This window comes from Glaciecola petra, assembly GCF_031846345.1.
Taxonomy (GTDB): domain Bacteria; phylum Pseudomonadota; class Gammaproteobacteria; order Enterobacterales; family Alteromonadaceae; genus Glaciecola; species Glaciecola petra.
On sequence record NZ_JAVRHX010000001.1, the window covers coordinates 15,095 to 36,118 of the forward strand.

Here is a 21,024-nt window from a genome sequence, read left to right on the forward strand (position 1 = left end):
CATTTTGTTTTTAGGCAAATTAAGATGCTTATTTGTTGGCACATTTTTAAGCTCACACACACTATTTTAAAGCTATAAAATTGGACACTGAAACTCTGGGGAAAACATGCATATTCAAAAAAAATCATTCCTATCATCATCGGTGAAGTTAGCGCTTTATGGAACCACAGCATTAATGGCCTCATTGGCCGCGCAAAATGCTCTGGCGCAAACTACAGATGAAGAAACAAAAGCCGAAGATGTTGAACTAATCGAGGTTAAAGGTATTCGGGGAGCACTTGCTAGTGCTGCAGAAATAAAACGAGAAGCGAGCACCTTTGTTGACTCAATCACATCTTCTGACGCAACTTCATTACCTGATCTATCAGTTGCTGAGGCACTAGGTCGTGTACCTGGTGTTACGGTAACCAAATTTGACATTGGCGCCGACGGTGGTGATTTCCCGTCTGCAGAAGGGTCAGGTAACCTTATTCGTGGTTTAGGCTTAATTCGTTCTGAATTGAATGGCCGTGATGCCTTTACATCAGATGGTAGCCGAGCACTAGATTGGTCTAGTATTCCTCCGCAACTTATTGAAGGTGTCGATGTTTATAAAAACCAAACAGCCGATCTAATAGAAGGTGGTATTGGTGGTAGCATCAACTTAAGAACACTTGAGCCTTTCGATAGAGAAGGTGCAATGGCGGTTGTTTCTCTTGAAGGCACATATAGTGACTTAAGAGAAGAAACATCACCTACTTTTAGTGTGCTTGCAAGTAATCGCTGGGATACAGATTCTGGTGAATGGGGCTTATTAGCGTCGTTTTCTCACTCAGAATTGAAATCATTATTTAATGGATATCAGTCTGGTGCAATTACGCCAGTACCTGTTGGCGCAGTTGGTGGTGACCAATTCCCTGACATAAATGTGTCTGATTTCGTTGGTGACTTAATCCCTCTAGAAGGTCAAACGGTAGGTATTATCAATGGCTTCCAGCTTCGTTCAACTGAAGTTGACCGCGAACGCTCAAACATTTACTTGGCAGGTCAGTGGAAAAGCAGTGATGATGCAATAAAAGTAACCGCTAAATATGTACGTGTTGAAAATGAAACTTTTGACCTAGAACGTACAACAGAGTGGCAAGATGGTGGTATAGCCTACGGTTTAACCACTGCCGATGGTAATATTGTTGCTACTGACGTTTCTCTTACTCCGTTTATCTCTGCTACAGGAGTTCCTCGCTGTGGTAATGGCGCAACTGGTGGAGATCCAGCTAATTTCTGTAGTCAATTAATTCCAATTGATGGTGGCTTGTTTGAAGAAGGTATTTTATCTTCAAATGAAAGCGGTTGGTACGGCGCACCTGGCGCTCAAATTGGTAACTTAGGCATAGGTAGAGCAAGAGAAACCACTACCGATGACATCAGTGTTAATATTGAGTGGCAAGTTGATGACAACTGGTTCGTAGAATTTGATGCGCACAATACTACATCTGAACTTATTGACAGAGAGCAATGGATTGGGGCAACAACTCATCTTGATTTCAGAAGCCGTCCAAACCTTGATAACCCAGAAATAGAATTTTTCTATAATGATGGTTTCTTGTTTAATGATGGTTTCTTAAGAGATGCAGGGACTAACCAAGTTGCACCTGCCGTTCCAACTTCAACAGCTGATCCTGCGGGTTATTTTATGGGTTATGCCGCAGATAGATTCCAAGACGGTAGTGGTGATTCAACTGCGGTTAAAGTTGATGCAACTTATGTATTCGACGACAGTGATTGGTTTGAATCTGTTAAATTTGGTGCACGTAGAGCAGAGCGTGAGCAAATTTATCAAGATGCCGGCCTCAACTGGCAGGGCGTAAGCCAAGCATGGAACGGTGGTATTGCAAGATACAATGCTTTTGATACTGTTGCCCATGAAGTATATGACTTCTCTAACTTCCAACGCGGTGGTGTAGTGGTAGGTGATAATACTTCGTTTGTATTTGCTAACTCTGAGTTTCTCAGAAACCCAGATGCATTTTATGACTTTTTAGCCACTGAGCCTGATTTGAATATTGCTGGTGCTGGTATCGATTACGGTCCGTCATCCAATGATAGACGTGATGCGAATTATGTTGAGCAATATACCGACGCGCAAACAGCTAACGTAGAAGAGGTTGTTACCAATCTATATGTACGTTTTGATTTTGCCAGAGACTTTGACAATGGTATGTTCTTAGACGGTAACTTTGGTGTTCGTTACGTGAAAATGGATATTAATTCCTTAGGTTCATTCCAATACAGTCCATTTGGTGAAGATGAACAGCAAGATGGAAGAGACCCAGCGTTAGAAGCTATCGATAACATTCGTGATTTCTTACCAGAGACAGCTGCTTATCTTGATCAAGACTCTACTAATAGATCTGTAGGATTAGATGAGGCTTACTATTTGCCTTCATTTAACACAAGACTTAGCTTAACCGACGAATGGATCTTGAGATTTGGTGTCAGTAAAGGTTTGACCTTACCGAATATTTCTAATTACAGTGCGTCTCAGTCAGTGAGAGACATTTCATCAGTGATTGTACCTGAAGTTGCAGAGGGTGATCCGGATCCAATTGGTTTGTTAGGCGCGAGTACTTCTCGTTTACTAATTAGCGGTGGTAACCCCGATTTGAAACCGACAACTGCTATCAATTATGATTTAGCGGCTGAATGGTATGGCGATGGTGGTAATTACTTTAGTTTTGCGGTCTTTAAGAAAACAATTAAAGACATTGTACAAACTGATACCATTGTGCAAATCGATTCAATTACACTTGATGGAAACGAAATACCTATTTTCTATCAAGGTGCAGTTAACCAATCTGATGCAGATATTTTTGGTTTTGAAGTTTCAGGTCAATATTTCTTCGACGAGTTAGAAGGTATTTGGTCAAACTTTGGGGTACAGGCAAACTACACCAATCTTGATGTAGATGCAGACTCACCTCAGCGTTCACTTGATGCTGACGGCGATGGTGTTCCTGATAGTTTTGACGGTATTGTGCGTATAGAAACCTTAAACGGTATTATTGGTCAATCAGAAAACTTTGCTAACCTTGTGGGTATCTATCAAGATGACAAGTTAGAAATTCGGATTGCTTACCAGTATCGTGATGAGTTCTTAAACTCCTACGAAACTTTCATAACAGGTAACCCAAATGTTCAACAAGCTAACTTCTCGTTGGATGCTTCAATAAAATATGAAATCAATGAAAACTTACAGATTAGACTGCAAGGTACTAACCTAACAGACGAACTGCAAGATTCTAGAGACATATTGAATGAAGCAGGTGAAACCTTCCAGCGTTCAAGCTTTATGTTCGACCGTCGTATACAGTTTGGTGTTCAGTACACTTTCTAAACAACGGAAATGTAATAACAAAAAGGTCGTTAACGAAAGTTAACGACCTTTTTTATTGTGCCTGTGATTCAGTAAAAAGGTCTCTTGTCGCGTTTATCGCAGGGAGTTCAGCAAAAAATCTTAGCGACAAACATCTTTTAAATATTGCTCGTGTGAGGGCATCACTTCCACGCAACGTTGTGTTGCACGATACAGCTCAGCCATTCTTGTTTCTAATTTATCATCGTCGAGAATATCGGCTAATGGGTGGTATCGACTAGGTTCGATATTTTGACCATTAAATACTGCAAACCAACTTACAGGGGTGAAGAGTTCAGTGTCTTCTCTGTACAAGCGGGCATTTTCTTTATAGATGGCGATACGTCTTTCTAAGCTTTTAGGTATTTCCATGGAACGGCAGTATTGCCAAAATGGGCTGTCATCTCTTTCTGTTGCATGATAATGCAAAATTAGGAAGTCACGCACTTGTTCGTATTCAGCTTGAGTTTTGCGATTAAAAAACTCAATGTCATGTTCATTAAAGTGTTTATCTGGCCAATTGGTTAATATGCGGGCGATGGCTGTTTGTATTAAGTGAATTGACGTCGACTCCAATGGCTCAAGAAAGCCAGCCGCTAAGCCAATAGCGACGACGTTTTTGTTCCATGTCTTTTTGCGAATGCCGGTTTTAAAGCGCAGAAACTTATGATCAGCAATTGGGGGAGTATCTAAGTCTCTATTGAGGCTGGCTAATGCATCTTCGTCAGAAATATATTTACTACAATAAACATAGCCATTGCCAGTACGTGATTGTAATGGGATACGCCATTGCCAACCCGCTTCTTTAGCTGTTGCCTTAGTATAAGCATGCACAGTTTCTTGACGCTCACTTAACCTTGCAACAGCTCTATCACAAGGTAAATACTCAGACCAATCTTCGTATCCAGTTTTTAAGGTTTGCTCAATAAGTAGCCCTTTAAAGCCTGAGCAATCAATAAATAGATCGCCCTCAACTACCGCACCACTCTCTAGCTCAATACTTTCGATATGACCTTTTTCAATATTTTGTTTAACGCTTGTCACTTTTCCTTCAATTCGTTTTACGCCTCTTCCTTCGGAGAGTTTACGCATGAACTTAGCATACAAGGCAGCATCAAATTGATAAGCGTAGTCGATTGAACTAAGCGGGGATGATTTTAGGTCTGGTCGAGGATGTTGAAACTTGCCAGCCTTAGCGGCCATGCCGGGTAAGCTAAATTCTTCAATGGGTTTTGCCGTCCCTTTGCGCTTTTGACGTAACCAAGTATGATGAAAATGCACCCCTTGCATGTCGATTCCGTAGGGGCCAAAAGGGTGAACATAACTGTCACCGAGCTTTCCCCAATTTACGAATTCAATGCCTAATTTATAAGTCGCATTAGTTTCGCGTAGGAATTCTTTTTCGTCTAAGCCAACCAAATGATTGAAAAATTTTATATGTGGGATGGTTGCTTCGCCAACGCCAACAGTGCCAATTTCTTCTGATTCGACCAATGATATATCAAGGTTAGCATTTGCAAGTGACTTTGAAAGTGCGGCTGCAGCCATCCAACCGGCGGTACCACCGCCTAAAATCACTACATTTTTTATATTATTATTTTTCAAAAAAACCTCTAATTGCAGTCAAACTGTATTTGTAAAAAGTGCTAATAAAAAGCACTGTTAACGCATCAACACGCCAATATTCTTGATGACAAACATAATGTACAAAGAATAAACGACATACCTTTTGTATTCAACTGTCTGAGCGGTTTCCTAATCATACAATTGTAAAGTTTTAAAACACACCTTAATCTGTCTCTTTATTGCGACGTTTATCGTTGTTTTATATGTATTTTTAGACTTTTTGAACGAAAAATAAAAAAGCAGTTGATTGCTCATAAAATTAGCACTATGCTTTAGCCTGTCAAAAAATTGACGCTTTACATTTCATGGATTGAACCCTTAATAAAAAACAAAAAAACCTTGAAAGAAAGGGATATATTTTATGAAGTTATCTCAAATTATTTTTCGCATTAGCTTTGCTTTATTAGCGATTATTTATATAGCGGTGATTACCGAATTTCTTAACCCAGATTATTTTAAATTCAATATTGAAATTGGATATGACGTTTTAGCGCTAACTGCAGCAGTTGGGATTTACGTGTTCTTCTTTTTTAAACGTAACAAACACTTTTAATAAATCTGTTTAGATACTCATCGCTTTTTTATGCGCTTGCGTTAAGCTGGGTGATTGACTAGTCTTTGTTTAGGAAGCGGATTGTTTCGAACGCTTCCTAAACAAACAAGCTTTTTTTAATGATATGCTTGTCCTAATAACTATTACCCACAAATCAATCAAATATGCTGCTTTTAATTATTTATGTCTTTATCGCACTCGGTTTTTCATTCGTTTGCTCAATTGCGGAAGCCGTTATATTAAGCGTTTCCCAAGCCTATATTTCCTTGTTAGAAAAAGATAAAAAACCGTCAGGTGCTTTGCTAAATCAACTGACTACCGATATAAACAAACCTTTATCAGCCATATTAACGTTAAATACTATTGCCCACACCATGGGAGCTGCTGGTGCCGGAGCACAAGCCTTAACCGTATTTGGTGATGCCTATTTTAGTCTGATTTCTGCGGTACTCACTTTTATGATTTTAGTATTTTCAGAAATTATTCCAAAAACATTGGGTGCCACCTATTGGAAGGCGCTGGCACCTGCGACTGCTTATTTCTTGAAGTACTTGATATTGGTGTTATATCCCTTGGTTAAAATGTCGCAAAAGCTGACTAGTGGATTTACTGAAGACAGCCCTTTAAAAGGATTGAGTCGCAGTGAACTATTGGCAATGGCTGAACTGTCGGGCAAAGAAGGGCAATTGGCACAGCAGGAAGCACTTTTTTTACAAAATTTATTGTCTTTACACGAACTACAAATAAAAGATGCAATGACCCATCGAACGGTTGTTTTTTCAGTTTCTGAATCTTTAAGTGTAAGTGAGTTTGTGGAAAAACATTCTGACACTGCGTTTTCACGCATTCCTATTTATGAAAATGATGAAAGTGAGAGTATTAATGGCTATATCATGCGTACCGAAATTTTGCTGGCCATGGCTAATGGAGAAGGTAATAAAACCTTGGCAGAATTTAATAAGCCCTTGATCACGTTATTAGGGAATATGCCATTATCAAAAAGTTTCGATCATTTCTTGAATTCTCGAGTGCACATGTTACTGGTAGTTGACGAATATGGCGGACTTGAAGGCTTGTTAACGCTTGAAGATTTGCTAGAAAGCTTACTTGGTATTGAAATTGTAGATGAACAAGACACGACCGTTAGTATGAAAAGACTTGCTAAAATAATGTGGAAACGCCGCGAAAAAAGAATGGTCGAACAGTTTAATGGAAACGAGAATTCGACAAATAAGCAAAACGCAAAGTAATCACTTTAAAAAGCGCTTGGTGAGTCCAGCAAATCGTCCAATATATAATTCCAAGTATCCATTTGCTGATGCAACTTATCTTTAAGCGCTCTTGTTACGACCTCGTTGTCACGCAAGTCACTAGGTATTTCTGATAGTATCCGCCAATGATTCAAGGTCGCAATAGCGGCAGCACATAATTGCGCACAATTGGCATAAGCATGCTTTGACGCTTTTAATATAATATCGGTTTTATCACACATGGCTTTTAAGGGAGAGTCGCTTATTGGTGCCAGATTTTTGGTAACTTCGTAGTCTCGTAATAGTTGCAGATATTCTACGTTTGTTGATTCAATATCATGCCCTGTTTGTTCGACTTGCTCTTGTATTGTGCGCGCGTATTGCATGGTTTCGAATGTACTTAAATGCAAATGTTGAAAACGCTCTTCTCTTGCCTGCAATCGAGGATCGACGAACTTTGAATTAGGCATGATTTTTCTCCTAGCAAACGCAGTAAATAAAGAGGGCGCTGTGCAGTGTTTTATCTTCCTTAATCAGACAAATGTACTCCATAAAGTGTCGGTATGAGTAAAAACTACCGAGCGATTCCATACTCATTTTTTAGTTCGCGTTGTGAGTATACAATAGATAAGTGTAAATCTATACGGGCTTGCTTAAATTATCAACTAAGGTTGTATACATGAGATAACGCCGGCTGTTTGAGATATCTTAGCTAAACTTGAAATAAGAAAAATCGATTAAAACCCTTACTTCGTAGTATAATATCGTTGTCGGTGTGCATGCATTGCACCAATAAACATCTCCCATAAAATAGGACATCAATGAAAGCATTGGACATCAAGGGCTTGCAGAAGACTTACGCCGGTGGCGTGCAAGCTTTAAAGGGTATTGAATTAGAAGTTGAGCAAGGGGATTTTTTCGCGTTGTTAGGCCCTAATGGTGCCGGAAAGTCAACCACCATCGGAATCATTTGCTCTTTAGTCAATAAATCTTCGGGTGCTATCTCGGTATTTGGTCACGATTCAGTGAAACAGGAAGTCGAGGCTAAAACATGTATTGGTTTAGTGCCACAAGAGTTTAATTTCAACCAATTTGAAACCTTATATCAAATTGTTGTTAATCAGGCGGGTTATTACGGCGTGCCTCGCAGTTTAGCAAAAGTACGCGCTGAAAAATATCTAAAGCAACTAGAGCTTTGGGATAAACGAAACGCACGTGCTCGAGAATTATCAGGTGGCATGAAACGCCGATTGATGATAGCGCGTGCACTCATGCACGAACCAAAAATGTTAATACTAGATGAACCAACAGCTGGTGTAGACATTGAAGTTAGGCGGTCAATGTGGGCATTTTTGAAAAAAATTAATGAACAAGGCATCACTATTATCCTCACCACACACTACCTTGAAGAGGCCGAAATGTTGTGTCGGAACATAGCGATTATTGATAAAGGCATAATTGTTGAAAACACAAGTATGAAGGCTTTGTTAGCCACTCTAAATATTGAAACATTTGTGTTTGATTTGGTCGATGGTGCACGTTCAATCAGTATTCCTGAGTTTGAAACAAGAGCAACAGACGATCAAACCCTTGAGATAGACGTGCCAAAAGAAAGTGGATTAAATAAAGTGTTTGAATACCTTTCTCAAGAAAACGTCAAGGTAATGAGTATGCGCAACAAAGCAAATCGTTTAGAAGAGTTATTTGTTAGATTAGTAAAATCTGGTAATACAGAAAAAAGGGACGCATCAGCATGAGTGAGAGTATTTCAGAACCAAATATTGCTGAAGTGAGCGCAGCCAATCGAAACTATGTTGCGCTTAAAACGATATGGATTAAAGAGTGCACCAGATTTCTGCGTATTTGGGTGCAAACCTTGGTTCCACCTGCAATTACTATGTCCCTTTATTTTGTGATTTTTGGAAATTTAATTGGCAAGCGTATTGGAGAGATGGGCGGTTTCAGTTATATGGAATTTATCGTGCCCGGTTTGATTATGATGTCAATTATTACCAGTTCGTATTCAAATGTGTCATCTTCATTTTTTAGTGCCAAATTCCAACGCAATGTAGAAGAACTTTTGGTTGCTCCTGTCCCTACATGGGTAGTTATTATGGGCTTTGTAGGCGGCGGAGTTGCAAGGGCAATGATTATTGGTGTTATTGTTACCTGTGTTTCGATGTTTTTTGTTGATGTTAAACTGCACAACTTTTTCATTATTGTTGTTACGTTATTACTAACATCGACTTTATTTGCCACTGCGGGTTTAATTAATGGCATTTATGCGAAAAGCTTTGATGATATAAGCGTGATTCCGACGTTTGTGCTAACACCTCTTACCTACTTGGGAGGCGTTTTTTATTCAATTACGCTTCTGCCTGATTTTTGGCAAATTGTTAGTCAAGCTAATCCGATTGTATACATGGTAAATGGCTTTCGGTACGGATTTTTGGGTGTGTCGGATGTTAATCATTGGGTGTCGTTGGCTTTGCTGATTGGTTTTAATGTTGTGCTCATGTCTTTAGCTTATTATTTACTCAAGAAAGGCGTTGGTATAAGAAGCTAAAGGGTGAGCATGAAAAATAAGCCTTCCTTGCAAGCCAAGAGCATAGAAACTAACCAGTTTGAGCCTCATCAGGATTTAATTGATAGGTTACAGCGTCATCAACGTCATCATTTTAAACGACCATTTGCAGATCATACCCGTCTTGCATTCGACTCGCTTATTGCTTGGTTAGAAGGCTGGCATGGAGATGTGGTGTTAGATACTTGCTGTGGGGTAGGTGAAAGTAGTATCGCGATCGCTCGAGAATATCCTGACGTCATGGTGGTTGGCATAGATAAATCAAATCAGCGACTAGCCAAGCATAGCAGCTACTCAAGTATAAATAAGGCTCAGCTGTCAACATATCCTGTAAATGCGATACCTAAAAATTATATGCTCTTACAGGCCGATTTGAACGATTTCTGGCGCCTTTTAAATCATTATATTGAGCAGCAGTCACCTGCTTGGAAAGTCATCAAACAATATATTTTGTATCCAAACCCCTATCCTAAAAAGACGCAGCTAGGTAAACGTTGGCACGCTAGTGCGATTTTTCCAGAAATATTGAAAACGTGTCAATGCATCGAAGTTAGGTCAAATTGGAAGATATATCTTGAAGAATTTAAAATAGCGGCAGAATATTTTGGCCTAATTGGAGAGTTGAATAATATCGAAGCTTCACAAGCACCAATTACACCCTTTGAGCGAAAGTACCTAGCGTCTGGTCAAACTTGTTTTAAACTAGACATTCGACCTGCAGGCTCAGACAAAGAGTAGCCCTGTCCATACTGGATGCCTAAATTCATCACGGCATCTAAAATATTATCACTTTCGATATGCTCAGCAATTAACATACATTCGGATACTTCACATTGTAATATAATTTTTTCGATGGTGTTTTTGCCTTCACCTGTCTTTGCGAATCTAGTTACCATGTTGCCACTTAGTTTTATTGCATGGATACCCGTTTTGATGACTTCTATCAATTCATGTTCAAAACTGTCCACATCATCAATCGTAATTTGTAAACTTGGCATTTTATTCATTAGGTTTCGAAGCAAATGTGCATGTCCTTTGACACTTTCATAATTTAGCTCAACACCAACTAGACCATCGTAGCTATCGTCGCAAAGGTCTTTCATCCAATTTATTAGATTAGCATTGCGTAAGTCGGAGGGGAATAAATTAACACTACATTGCATGCGACGAGGCACACAATATGCACTACTGAGCTCGATGATACGTTGAGTAAGTGAGGCATTAGACTGTGAACGTTGAACAATGTTTAAGAAATCTGCTGGAAGATAAATATTTTCATCGTCGGTAATTAGGCGCGCTAAGCATTCATAACTTACGACTTTATGCATACGTAAATCGAATATAGGTTGAAAATAGGGTACTATTTGCTCAATCGAAAATTTATCGACGACGGGTTTAGCTTGCACGGTGGGTTCCTCTTAACTTTCCCTATTGTCTTGTTATCCTACAAAACCCTGTTTACTTTAGGTTTTTTTATTTTTGTAAATATGCTGATCATGAAAATTTGGCAATTTTTCCTTTCTAAGGTAAAGTGCGCGAGTTAAGACCAGTCGAAGGTTAAAATATAAGGGGGAGAGTGCTTGAAAGCAGATGTTAGCTTAGAGCATTTGTATCGGGTTTTTACTAAGCCTGAAAATAATGATTCTACGCTTGCCAAAATTGAGCGTCATTTATCAGACAATTTGTCTGATTTTTTGTCTCAGCATGTAGTGACAAAAAAAACATCGCTAGAAGAGATAGAGCAAGACTTTAGGGAGTATCTCGTCCCGGAGTCGCCTGTTTTTGTCTCTAGCCACGCGCAAGATTTGCTTGATAAACTAGTCTCCCATTCGGTCAACACATCATCGCCGACATTTATTGGTCACATGACGTCGGCCTTACCTTATTTCCATCTTCCACTAGCGAAGTTGTTGGTTGGGTTAAATCAAAATTTGGTTAAAATTGAAACCTCCAAAGCTTTTACACCACTAGAAAGACAGACCTTAGGCATGTTACACGGTTTGATCTATAAGCGAGAAACCAACTTTTATGACCAATATTTGCATAGTGCAAAAGATGCGTTAGGTGCATTTTGTTCCGGTGGCACTATTGCAAACTTAACTGCGCTTTGGGTTGCCCGCAACAAAATATTGGGACCCAATGAACATTTTGCAGGTGTGGCAAAGGAAGGCTTATTTGCGGCTTATCAGCATTATGGTATCGACGATATGGGGTTAATGTCGTCAAAAAGAGGGCATTATTCTCTAGGAAAGGCAGTTGATGTGCTTGGTCTAGGTCGTAAAAATATGTTGGCTGTGGGCCAAGGTAGCCAAGTGTTGAAACCAGAAGAAGCTTTGAGAGTGGGCAAGGAATACCAAGCAAGAGGTAAAAAATTACTTGCGATTATTGGTATAGCGGGCACTACTGAGACAGGGCATGTTGACCCTCTTGAAGAACTAAGCGAAGTCGCAAAAGAACTGGGTACTTGGTTCCATGTTGACGCTGCTTGGGGTGGGGCCACTTTGTTTTCATCTACTCATCGTAGTGTTTTAAAAGGCATAGACAAAGCCGATTCCGTGACTATTGATGCCCATAAACAAATGTATGTGCCCATGGGTGCGGGGATGGTCTTGTTTAAGGATCCTAAAAGCTCAAATACAGTTCGCCATCATGCTCAATACATTTTACGAGAAGGATCGAAAGATTTAGGGTCAACGACGCTAGAAGGTTCACGTAACGGTATGGCAATGATGTTGTATTCTTCTTTGCATATTTTGGGCAGAAGAGGATATGAGTTATTAATTGACCGTTCTATGCAAATGGCTGTGAAATTTGCTCAACTTATACAACAAACTGAACATTTCGAATTAATTACACCTCCTACGTTATCCTTATTAACTTATCGATTATGTCCTCAGCACTTGAGTAATATGGCTGAAGCCAGCGATCAGCAAATGGCAGAAGTTAATTCACAACTTGATACGTTAACCGTCAGTGTACAAAAACAACAAAGGGAAGCGGGAAAATCTTTTGTATCTCGAACCCGCATTGAAACTGAATCTTATAAAGGTATCTCTACAACCGTGTTTAGGGTTGTACTAGCTAATCCATTAACCACAGAAGACGATTTACGAGCTATCTTGGAAGAGCAAGTCACATTAGCAAAAAACACAAAAATATGGCAAGAACTTAGCAAGCAGTCTATCGAACGCATAGCGTAAGCCCTAAAATCTAATTCAATAATACATTCCGCAAAAATAAATAATCGATATCGTTTCGTGATACTTTTTTGATATCTACCTATTAAGCTACTCAATTCTGAAAGAAATCTGCCGTCTTTAAGGTCTACATTAATGCTCAATATAAACATACCCAGCACTATGGATAATACTCATGTCCAAAAAGACGAGAGTACATTGACTAAGGTTGATACTAGTTTAAGGAAAATTGTTATGGATAAAGTATTAGTTGTTGAAGACGATCATGATATTGCAAACCTTATTACGGTTAATTTAACCGAATTAGGATTAAGTATTGAACATCATGCTGATGGCCAAGCGGGTCTTAATGCGGCTTTAAATAACGATTATTCTTTAGTGCTTTTAGACGTAATGTTACCTTCTTTAGGTGGTTTAGATATTTGTCGTAATCTGCGCGACCGAAAACCTGAGCAAGCAATAATTATGTTGACGGCAAAAAACTCAGAAACTGACCGGGTACTTGGCCTTGAATTAGGTGCCGACGATTACATGACTAAACCATTCAGCATCAGAGAGTTACAGGCAAGAGTGCGTTCTCAAATTCGAAAGGTGCATCTTTTAGCTAATGCGCAAACTCAGCCAGAATCACCACAACACATGATTGAACATAGTAGTTTATGTATAAACCAGCAAACAAGAGAAGTATTTTGTCGGCAAAAACTAATAGATTTAACTGCGACAGAGTTTGATTTGTTATATCACTTGATGAAGCATCCTAATCAGGTTTTTTCACGAGCTCAACTCTTAGAATCGGTCTGGGGGTATCAACATAGCGGTTATGAACATACAGTAAACTCCCATATCAATCGTTTACGTGCAAAAGTAGAAACAGACGCGGCAAATCCAGACTACGTGCAAACAGTTTGGGGTGTTGGATATAAATTTAACGTAGCCAAAGCATAAACATTGGTTATTACACTAAGACAAAAATTTAAGGTATGACTATGTGGCGTCCTCGTCTTTGTTTTTATCAACGCTTATCAGTTAGTTTGGTCACCGTCTTTTTTGGTGTTATCACCTTGTTTGCTGTGGCTTCGTCATACCTGCAAGAATCAGTTACTCGAGAAGGAGAACAGCGTCTACATTTAGATTTGGCTCATCATTTAGTGCATGACAATCCTTTACTTAAAACAGGCGTGTATGACTATGATGCCTTAAAGAATCTCTTTCATACGCTAATGCTGCTTGGCCCAAGCTTTGAATTTTATTTTGTTGATACACAAGGAAGAATTTTAACAAAATCAGCAGAAACTGCCGAAGTATTACGCAAACAGATCGATTTAAAACCAGTACTAGAACTACTCGAAGACAGTTCTAGTTTGCCCTTATACGGTACCGACCCTAAGTCACAAAACCGTGACAAAATATTCTCTGCGGCACCGGTATATAATGGTGACAAGTTACAAGGTTATTTGTATGTGATCATAGGTGGTGCACAATATGATTCTATTGTTGACAGTTTAAAGAAAAACAAAGGAATTCAACAGTTTGCGATGGTGATAGTGGCTGGCACTCTGTTTTTATTTTTCGCATTAATGCTGCTATTTCGTGTTTTCACCCTTCCTTTAAAACGCTTAAGTGACGACATGGATTTGTTTCGAAATAGTGGCTTTAACCTGGCTAGTTCAGGGGTCAGTCTTTTACCTTGGCGCGACGATAGCCGTAACGAAGTGCAACGCTTAGGTCATTCATTTAACGAAATGCTAAAACATATTGATTTGCAATGGGAGCAAATTAAGTCAACAGATGCACAAAGACGCACTTTGCTGGCTGATTTGTCTCATGACTTAAGGACGCCCCTAGCAAATTTACAGGGTTATGTAGAAACCCTGGCAATAAAAGGAGAGTCACTAGGTGCCCAGGAGAGAAAAACTTTTATCGCCATATCACTTAAAAATTTACACAATCTCAAGCGTCTAATTGATCAAATTTTTGAACTTGCTTACCTAGAGAGTGGGCATATCAATCTTAAAAAAGAGAATTTTTTATTGACCGAACTCTTACACGATATTGCGGCTAAATTTAAAATAAAAGCGACCGAAAAAAACATTAGCTTAACGGTGCAAGCAGAACAAATAAATACTTATGTAAGTGCTGATATTGAAAAATTAGAGCGTGTTTTAACGAACCTACTAGAAAATGCGATTCGACATACACCAAAAAATGGCACAATTAAAATTAACGTCAGCACGGTGCAAGATAACATTCAAATTAGTGTAGTAGATTCTGGGGTAGGTATCGCTAACGAAGAGCTTGCTTATATTTTCAATGCAAGGTATCAAGCCAGTAATACAGAAAGAGACGCAAACTCTCATGTAGGCTTAGGTTTGGCTATCAGTCAAAAATTAGTGGATGTATTGGGTTCAAGCTTGACTGTTGAAAGCGAACTAGGATGCGGAACAACCTTTAGTTTTTCGCTTTCTCCAGTAAAAAATTAAATATTTGAGCAGTGACTATCCGTCCTTAAGTTAGTCAAAATTTAACTCTTTTAGCTTTCGAGTTAAGGTGTTTCTGCCCCAGCCCAATCGTTTCGCAGCTTCTTGTTTATGACCCTTGGTATGGTTTAGTGCACATTCCAACAATACTTTTTCGAACTTAACTTGCGCTTCATCCAAAATATCGTTTTTACCAACTATCAATTGCTTGTCAGCCCAGATGGACAATAAGCTAGTCCAATCACTGTGTACTGCCGTATTAGTTTGTTCTTTATCAATCGATGACAGTTCAGGTGGAAAGTCAGACGGTAAAATTTCTTGGCCACTGGCCATAACGGTTAGCCATCTGCATGTGTTTTCAAGTTGTCTAACATTACCTGGCCATGCAAATTCAGATAAACTAGCAGCGGCTTCTGAACTCAATAACTTTAACTCAACGCCCAATTCTTTTGCCGCCTTTAATAAGAAATGGCGTGCTAATAATGGTATATCTTCACGTCTTTGTGAAAGCGAAGGAATATGGATTCGAATCACGTTCAAGCGATGGTATAAATCTTCTCTAAAACTACCATCTTTGACTCTTTCTTCTAAGTTTTGATGGGTTGCAGCAATAATTCTGACATCGACAGAAACAGGGTTATGTCCTCCTACACGATAAAATTGTCCGTCGGCAAGCACACGGAGTAGTCGCGTTTGAACACCTACAGGCATATCGCCGATTTCATCTAAAAATAGAGTTCCGCCGTTGGCTTGCTCAAACCGACCTATCCTTGCATTTTGTGCGCCAGTAAAAGCGCCTTTTTCATGTCCAAATAACTCGGACTCGACTAAATCTGCAGGGATAGCTGCCATATTTAATGCAACAAAGGTATTGCGGTGTCGCGGACTATGCTTGTGCAATGCATGAGCGACAAGTTCCTTACCTGTGCCGGATTGTCCATTAATAAGCACACTAATTGAAGAACGTGATAGCCTTCCAATCGCACGAAATACTTCTTGCATGGCTGGAGCTTCGCCAATTATTTCAGTTGTTGGGTTAATACTTTCTGCCTTTGCGCCACCAGAATATTCTCTAGCGTGTTCAAGCGCTCGCTTGGTTAGCGCTACAGCTTCGTCGGTATCAAAAGGTTTTGGTAAATACTCAAACGCTCCCCCTTTATAAGCATTAACGGCACTATCTAAATCAGAATGTGCGGTCATTACAATAACAGGTAAATCTGGAAAATGGTGATGTATCTCTTCGAGGAGTTGCATGCCATCCATTTGAGGCATTCGCACGTCGGAAATGACGACCATAGGTGCTTGACCAGACTGAATTTGTAGCAATAGGTCTTCGGGATTGTCAAAACTAAGACTATCTATATCAGCGGCTTTTAACGCTTTTTCCAAGACCCATCTAATAGAACTGTCGTCGTCGACGATCCATACAGATTGGCTCATGATTCAATATCCTTTTGGTTGTAAGTTGGTTTTTTATAATTTAGCGGAATATACAAACTGAAGTCTGTATAGCCAGGAAAGCTTTCTACATCTATTTTGCCGTTATGATGATCTGTTAAGGTTTGTGCTATTGATAAACCTAGTCCATTGCCATTGGCTTTACTAGACACCATCGGATAAAACAGAGTATCTCTAATTTCATGGGGAATGCCCGGACCATTATCAACTATGCTAATTTTTGCACATAAGGCATGCCTAACACCTTTAATGACACATTTTCGCTCAATTCGGGTTTTAAAGGTGATGATTGGATGTTCTATGTTAACGGATTGCAGCGCCTGACTAGCGTTTCTTGAAATGTTTAATATCGCTTGTTCGAGCATGTCAGAGTCAGCAAAGATATCAGGAATAGAGGGGTCGTAATCTCTTTCAATTTTAATAGAAAATGATACGTCAGCAGATATCAAAACACCGACTTTATCTATAATTTTGTGGATATTAAATTCAGACTTCTGTGGTAAAGAATTTGGCCCAAGTAATTTGTCTACGAGGCTTCGAAGTCTATCCGACTGGCTAATAATCATTTCTGTAAATTCTTTATGCTCTGGGTTGGGCAATTCTTTTTCTAATAATTGAGCAGCTCCTCGTATCCCGCCTAAAGGATTTTTGATCTCATGCGCGAGTCCTCTAATGAGTTCTCTTGCCGCTAGTTGCTGCGCATATTGCTGTGTCTCTTGTGAAATTTTACGTTGTTTTTCGACCGGGATAATCTCGATCAATGCTTGGCGTTTATTGTTTGCTTTGACTATATTTGCATTAATGTCAACCATAGAACTGCGGCCATCTGTAAAGCATAATTGAACACTGGACTCTGAAAATTCTTCCCCAGTTAACAATGCTTGAACAAACTGTTCTGAATTAAAGCTGTCTGGTAAAAAAAAGTCATTAAAAGGCCTTTCTTTCATTTGGCTCTTGCCTGTTTCTAGCAAATTTAGAGCGGCATCGTTTACAAAGCTAATTTCAAAGTTTTCATCTATCAGCACCAATGCAGTTCGAATAGAGTTTAAAAATAATTCGTAATGTAGATTGTCAGCAACCAAGGCTAGAACCCCTAAAAGAGTTTTTACTTCACCAATAATTATGCACTTTAATAGTGCAAAGCGCCATAAAGAAGCAATACAGAAAGGTCATTGAATAGAGCTAGTTGCCTATATAATCCAATTCAGCCTACTACTAGGCCTTAAAACTATGGATTATTGCGGCTATTATTAATTAGCACAGATGCTTTGTGTAAATGCAATTCTCTCGCTTCACTAGATGCAATTACCTTGCCCGATGTGCCAATAAATTTAATTGAATATGAGTAGCTTCCTCTGTCCATGTTTACCAAGGTAAATAGACCAGAAGCAGAGCGGTGAGTTTGTTGATTGATAGAGAGTTCAAATAGTCCATTTACTGCTGGAGCAATAGAAGCCGCAATTTTTATGGTGCCATTGTTATTGCGAATGGTAGCATCAGCTTCAGGGCTCACAATACTCAAAGTGTATTGCGCACTCTGCTTTTGGGTCACTTGAACTTGAGGTGTAGGACGCGCGTTATTGCTATTAATCGTACTTGTGTTGACATGTAAAGTGATTTCTATTGCACCCTCTGAAGGTTGATCAGAATAAGTGACGGTGCCATCCGCATGCACAGTTTTATAAATTTTGTTTTCGCCAATAGTTTGGAACGAAAACAATAATATGAAAATTAACATCAGTATGCGCATTTGTAAGACCTACACTTTAAAGCAACCACTTATTCATTGTACGTTATCGGTAGTAAAAAAAAAGCCTGCAGTTAGCAGGCTTAGTATTCAATTGCATAAGTGAATGCTTTGCAGTGTGTATTTACACGCTGTAATACATATCAAATTCAACAGGATGAGTTGTCATGTTGAGTTTTTCAACTTCTTCAGATTTAAGCTCAATATAGGCATCAATCATTTCATCACTCATTACACCACCTGCAGTTAAGAATTCGCGATCATCACTCAAGGCTTCTAACGCTTGCTCTAATGAGCTAGCAACCGTTGGGATTTCTGCAGCTTCTTCTGGCGGTAAGTCATACAAGTCTTTATCGGCTGAATCGCCAGGGTGGATCTTGTTTTTGATACCGTCGATACCAGCCATAAGCATAGCAGCAAAGGCTAAGTAAGGGTTAGCAGTCGGGTCAGGGAAACGTACTTCTATGCGTCGCGCTCTTTCACTCGTAACAAATGGTATACGAATTGAGGCACTACGGTTTCGAGCTGAGTATGCAAGCATTACTGGTGCTTCAAACCCAGGTACCAAACGCTTATAAGAGTTAGTTGAAGCATTCGCAAACGCATTTATTGCGCGAGCGTGCTTAATAATACCACCAATATAATATAAAGCTTCTTCAGACAAACCGGCATATGCGTCACCAGCGAAAACGTTTTTACCGTCTTTGCTAATTGATTGGTGACAGTGCATACCAGAGCCGTTATCACCTACAAGAGGTTTAGGCATGAAGGTGGCTGTTTTTTCGTATGCGTGAGCAACGTTATGAACAACATACTTATATATTTGAATTTCGTCGGCTTTTTTAACTAACGAATTAAATAGGCAAGCGATTTCGTTTTGACCAGCAGTTGCTACTTCGTGGTGATGCGCTTCTACAGTAAGGCCCATTTCTTCCATAACGGTGCACATTGCAGCACGAATGTCATGTGCTGAATCTACTGGAGGAACTGGGAAATATCCGCCTTTAACACCAGGGCGATGACCCATGTTGCCGCCATCGTACTCAGCACCAGAATTCCACTTAGCTTCTTCGGCGTCTATTTTGTAGAAAGAGCCAGCCATGTCGGTGTGAAAACGAACGTCGTCAAACAAGAAAAACTCTGGCTCAGGACCGAAGTAGACAGTGTCACCGATACCCGTAGATTTAAGATATTCTTCAGCACGTTTAGCAACAGAACGAGGGTCGCGAGAATAACCTTGCATTGTTGATGGTTCGAGAATGTCACAACGAATGTTTACTTGGGTTTCTTCTGCAAAAGGGTCTAAAACCGCAGTCTCAGGGTCAGGCATTAAAACCATGTCAGATTCGTTTATGCCTTTCCAGCCTGCAATTGAAGATCCATCAAACATTTTTCCTTCTTCGAAAAAATCTTCATTTACTTGGTGGCAAGGAATAGAAACGTGCTGCTCTTTACCTTTTGTATCTGTAAAGCGCAAATCGACAAATTTTGCTTCACTTTCTTTGATCAGTTCTAGTACTGACTCGTATGACATATCGGCCTCCGGTTTTTATGTCTATAATTGAAAATAAGTATCTCAAATTAGAGTATCATCAAGAGTACGTATTTTCACCTCTCTTTCGATGTTTTATCACTAAAAATTCTTATTATTTATTAACCAAATGCCTAAGCGATAATCATGCCACAATAAGCCTTTACGGCGTCTTGAAAAAACACCTTAAAATACATATAGATATGGCAGTAACCTTTAATCGGGAGCAGACTTGTTGAGCTAACATGGTGCGGCTTTTTGAGAGCCTGCACTAAAATAGTGAAAAGCTGGTGTGGAGTGTAAAATATCTCTCTGTATTCGATGTATTATCGCTTACTTGCTTAAGAATATAGTGTTAATATTTAGACGATTTCTATAAATAACTAAAGGACCAGATCATGAAAAAGGGTTTAATCATATTACTACTTTTGCTAGCCGTTATTGCGGGTGGATCGTATTACTTTTTGAGTAATGCCGGAGGCATCATTAAGGAACAAATAGAAACTCAAGGCAGTAAATTTCTTGGTACATCCGTAAGCGTTTTTAATGTTGATTTAGCATTAACCGAAGGACGCATGACAATAAGTGATTTAGACGTAAAAAACCCTGAGGGCTTTAGTCAGTCTGACGCGTTTAGTCTCGAATCGGTTACCTTAGATTTAGGTGATATTACGGGCGAACCATACACCGTTCAAACAGTGAGCGTTAATGCCCCTGAAATTCTTTATGAAGTAGACGCCAACGGAGGCGGCAACTTATTAGTATTAAAAGATAACTTAATGAAAAATCTACCAACAGGCGAAGCGCCAGTAGAAGAAAAAGCAGGGCCAAACCCACTAGTCATTGTTGAAAACGTAGAAGTAAGCAAAGTACGCTTAAAACTCAATTTTGAGAATTTAGATACAAAAGGCATTGAGCTGCCGGTCGAGCAAAGAGCGTATGAAGTAGAATTGCCCACTTTCAGCGCAGGTTCAATCGGCAAACCTAACGGTTTACCAGCAGACCAAGTGGGTACTGCGATAGTTGACAAAATGCTCGATAACATCATTGCACAAGCAAAAGCTGAAGCTAAAAAACGCGTAAGCGAAGCGGCAAAAGCGAAAGCAAAAGAAAAGTTAGAAGAAGAAAAAGACAAGTTAAAAGATAAAGCGAAGGATAAGTTGAAAGACTTACTCAACGGTTAATCTTTGTAACTAATATCACGATTTAG

General features: G+C 39.5%; 17 protein-coding genes. 10 read left to right on the forward strand and 7 right to left on the reverse strand.

Annotated features, from left to right (window positions below):
* Positions 1 to 106 precede the first annotated feature (106 nt).
* Complete coding sequence (locus RM552_RS00090) at positions 107 to 3,373, forward strand: TonB-dependent receptor (RefSeq protein WP_311366764.1); 3,267 nt, start codon at positions 107 to 109, stop codon at positions 3,371 to 3,373.
* Positions 3,374 to 3,493: 120 nt separating this feature from the next.
* Here the strand turns inward: RM552_RS00090 and RM552_RS00095 are convergent, their stop codons facing one another.
* Entirely contained in the window at positions 3,494 to 4,996 is a 1,503-nt protein-coding gene (locus RM552_RS00095; RefSeq protein ID WP_311366765.1) for a tryptophan halogenase family protein, read from the reverse strand.
* A 382-nt stretch (positions 4,997 to 5,378) separates the two neighbouring features.
* On the opposite strand from RM552_RS00095, the gene RM552_RS00100 reads away from it, so the two are divergent.
* Positions 5,379 to 5,570, forward strand: a complete 192-nt coding sequence (locus RM552_RS00100) for a hypothetical protein (protein ID WP_311366766.1) — start codon at positions 5,379 to 5,381, stop codon at positions 5,568 to 5,570.
* 164 nt (positions 5,571 to 5,734) lie between these two features.
* Positions 5,735 to 6,820 carry a CNNM domain-containing protein gene (locus tag RM552_RS00105; RefSeq protein ID WP_311366767.1) on the forward strand — a complete coding sequence of 362 codons (1,086 nt, stop codon included), beginning with the start codon at positions 5,735 to 5,737 and terminating at the stop codon, positions 6,818 to 6,820.
* 5 nt (positions 6,821 to 6,825) lie between these two features.
* Here RM552_RS00105 and RM552_RS00110 read toward each other — a convergent pair whose 3' ends face one another.
* On the reverse strand, positions 6,826 to 7,290 hold the full coding sequence (locus RM552_RS00110; RefSeq protein WP_311366768.1) for a hypothetical protein: 465 nt from the start codon (positions 7,288 to 7,290) through the stop codon (positions 6,826 to 6,828).
* A gap of 351 nt (positions 7,291 to 7,641) precedes the next feature.
* Between RM552_RS00110 and RM552_RS00115 the strand changes: the two genes are divergently transcribed.
* From RM552_RS00115 to RM552_RS00125, 3 genes are read left to right on the forward strand one after another with little or no spacing between them, the layout of a single operon-like run.
* On the forward strand, positions 7,642 to 8,577 hold the full coding sequence (locus RM552_RS00115; RefSeq protein ID WP_311366769.1) for an ABC transporter ATP-binding protein: 936 nt from the start codon (positions 7,642 to 7,644) through the stop codon (positions 8,575 to 8,577).
* Positions 8,574 to 9,386, forward strand: coding sequence for an ABC transporter permease (locus RM552_RS00120; RefSeq protein ID WP_311366770.1), 813 nt, complete (start codon positions 8,574 to 8,576; stop codon positions 9,384 to 9,386). Before RM552_RS00115 ends, RM552_RS00120 begins: the two co-directional genes overlap by 4 nt.
* Positions 9,387 to 9,395: 9 nt before the next feature.
* Positions 9,396 to 10,142, forward strand: coding sequence for a class I SAM-dependent methyltransferase (locus tag RM552_RS00125; RefSeq protein ID WP_311366771.1), 747 nt, complete (start codon positions 9,396 to 9,398; stop codon positions 10,140 to 10,142).
* On the opposite strand, the gene RM552_RS00130 is transcribed toward RM552_RS00125, so the two are convergent.
* Positions 10,091 to 10,810, reverse strand: coding sequence for an EAL domain-containing protein (locus tag RM552_RS00130; RefSeq protein WP_311366772.1), 720 nt, complete (start codon positions 10,808 to 10,810; stop codon positions 10,091 to 10,093). The two genes, RM552_RS00125 and RM552_RS00130, sit on opposite strands and share 52 nt — an antisense overlap.
* A 174-nt stretch (positions 10,811 to 10,984) precedes the next feature.
* On the opposite strand from RM552_RS00130, the gene panP reads away from it, so the two are divergent.
* The 3 genes from panP to RM552_RS00145 all read left to right on the forward strand — a co-directional run bounded on the left by panP (position 10,985) and on the right by RM552_RS00145 (position 15,081).
* A complete protein-coding gene (panP, locus tag RM552_RS00135; protein ID WP_311366773.1) occupies positions 10,985 to 12,604 on the forward strand; it encodes a pyridoxal-dependent aspartate 1-decarboxylase PanP in 1,620 nt (539 codons plus the stop codon).
* A gap of 231 nt (positions 12,605 to 12,835) precedes the next feature.
* Positions 12,836 to 13,546, forward strand: coding sequence for a response regulator transcription factor (locus RM552_RS00140; protein WP_311366774.1), 711 nt, complete (start codon positions 12,836 to 12,838; stop codon positions 13,544 to 13,546).
* Between the two features lie 41 nt (positions 13,547 to 13,587).
* Positions 13,588 to 15,081, forward strand: coding sequence for a sensor histidine kinase (locus tag RM552_RS00145; RefSeq protein ID WP_311366775.1), 1,494 nt, complete (start codon positions 13,588 to 13,590; stop codon positions 15,079 to 15,081).
* Positions 15,082 to 15,111: 30 nt separating this feature from the next.
* Here RM552_RS00145 and glnG read toward each other — a convergent pair whose 3' ends face one another.
* The 4 genes from glnG to glnA form a co-directional block, all read right to left on the reverse strand.
* Complete coding sequence (gene glnG, locus RM552_RS00150; RefSeq protein ID WP_432277166.1) at positions 15,112 to 16,518, reverse strand: nitrogen regulation protein NR(I); 1,407 nt, start codon at positions 16,516 to 16,518, stop codon at positions 15,112 to 15,114.
* Positions 16,515 to 17,618 carry a nitrogen regulation protein NR(II) gene (gene glnL / locus RM552_RS00155; RefSeq protein WP_311366776.1) on the reverse strand — a complete coding sequence of 368 codons (1,104 nt, stop codon included), beginning with the start codon at positions 17,616 to 17,618 and terminating at the stop codon, positions 16,515 to 16,517. Before glnL ends, glnG begins: the two co-directional genes overlap by 4 nt.
* A 146-nt stretch (positions 17,619 to 17,764) precedes the next feature.
* Complete coding sequence (locus RM552_RS00160; RefSeq protein WP_311366777.1) at positions 17,765 to 18,286, reverse strand: DUF4124 domain-containing protein; 522 nt, start codon at positions 18,284 to 18,286, stop codon at positions 17,765 to 17,767.
* A gap of 121 nt (positions 18,287 to 18,407) precedes the next feature.
* A complete protein-coding gene (gene glnA / locus RM552_RS00165) occupies positions 18,408 to 19,817 on the reverse strand; it encodes a glutamate--ammonia ligase (RefSeq protein ID WP_311366778.1) in 1,410 nt (469 codons plus the stop codon).
* Positions 19,818 to 20,212: 395 nt separating this feature from the next.
* On the opposite strand from glnA, the gene RM552_RS00170 reads away from it, so the two are divergent.
* Positions 20,213 to 20,998 carry an AsmA family protein gene (locus RM552_RS00170; protein ID WP_311366779.1) on the forward strand — a complete coding sequence of 262 codons (786 nt, stop codon included), beginning with the start codon at positions 20,213 to 20,215 and terminating at the stop codon, positions 20,996 to 20,998.
* Positions 20,999 to 21,024: the final 26 nt, after the last annotated feature.

Bases quoted from the DNA above. Each gene is read 5' to 3' on its own strand.
- RM552_RS00090 (WP_311366764.1), top strand. From the start codon at position 107: ATGCATATTCAAAAAAAATCATTCCTATCATCATCGGTGAAGTTAGCG.
- RM552_RS00100 (WP_311366766.1), top strand. From the start codon at position 5,379: ATGAAGTTATCTCAAATTATTTTTCGCATTAGCTTTGCTTTATTAGCG.
- RM552_RS00105 (WP_311366767.1), top strand. From the start codon at position 5,735: ATGCTGCTTTTAATTATTTATGTCTTTATCGCACTCGGTTTTTCATTC.
- RM552_RS00110 (WP_311366768.1), bottom strand. From the start codon at position 7,290: ATGCCTAATTCAAAGTTCGTCGATCCTCGATTGCAGGCAAGAGAAGAG.
- RM552_RS00115 (WP_311366769.1), top strand. From the start codon at position 7,642: ATGAAAGCATTGGACATCAAGGGCTTGCAGAAGACTTACGCCGGTGGC.
- RM552_RS00120 (WP_311366770.1), top strand. From the start codon at position 8,574: ATGAGTGAGAGTATTTCAGAACCAAATATTGCTGAAGTGAGCGCAGCC.
- RM552_RS00125 (WP_311366771.1), top strand. From the start codon at position 9,396: ATGAAAAATAAGCCTTCCTTGCAAGCCAAGAGCATAGAAACTAACCAG.
- RM552_RS00140 (WP_311366774.1), top strand. From the start codon at position 12,836: ATGGATAAAGTATTAGTTGTTGAAGACGATCATGATATTGCAAACCTT.
- RM552_RS00145 (WP_311366775.1), top strand. From the start codon at position 13,588: ATGTGGCGTCCTCGTCTTTGTTTTTATCAACGCTTATCAGTTAGTTTG.
- glnG (WP_432277166.1), bottom strand. From the start codon at position 16,518: ATGAGCCAATCTGTATGGATCGTCGACGACGACAGTTCTATTAGATGG.
- RM552_RS00160 (WP_311366777.1), bottom strand. From the start codon at position 18,286: ATGCGCATACTGATGTTAATTTTCATATTATTGTTTTCGTTCCAAACT.
- glnA (WP_311366778.1), bottom strand. From the start codon at position 19,817: ATGTCATACGAGTCAGTACTAGAACTGATCAAAGAAAGTGAAGCAAAA.
- RM552_RS00170 (WP_311366779.1), top strand. From the start codon at position 20,213: ATGAAAAAGGGTTTAATCATATTACTACTTTTGCTAGCCGTTATTGCG.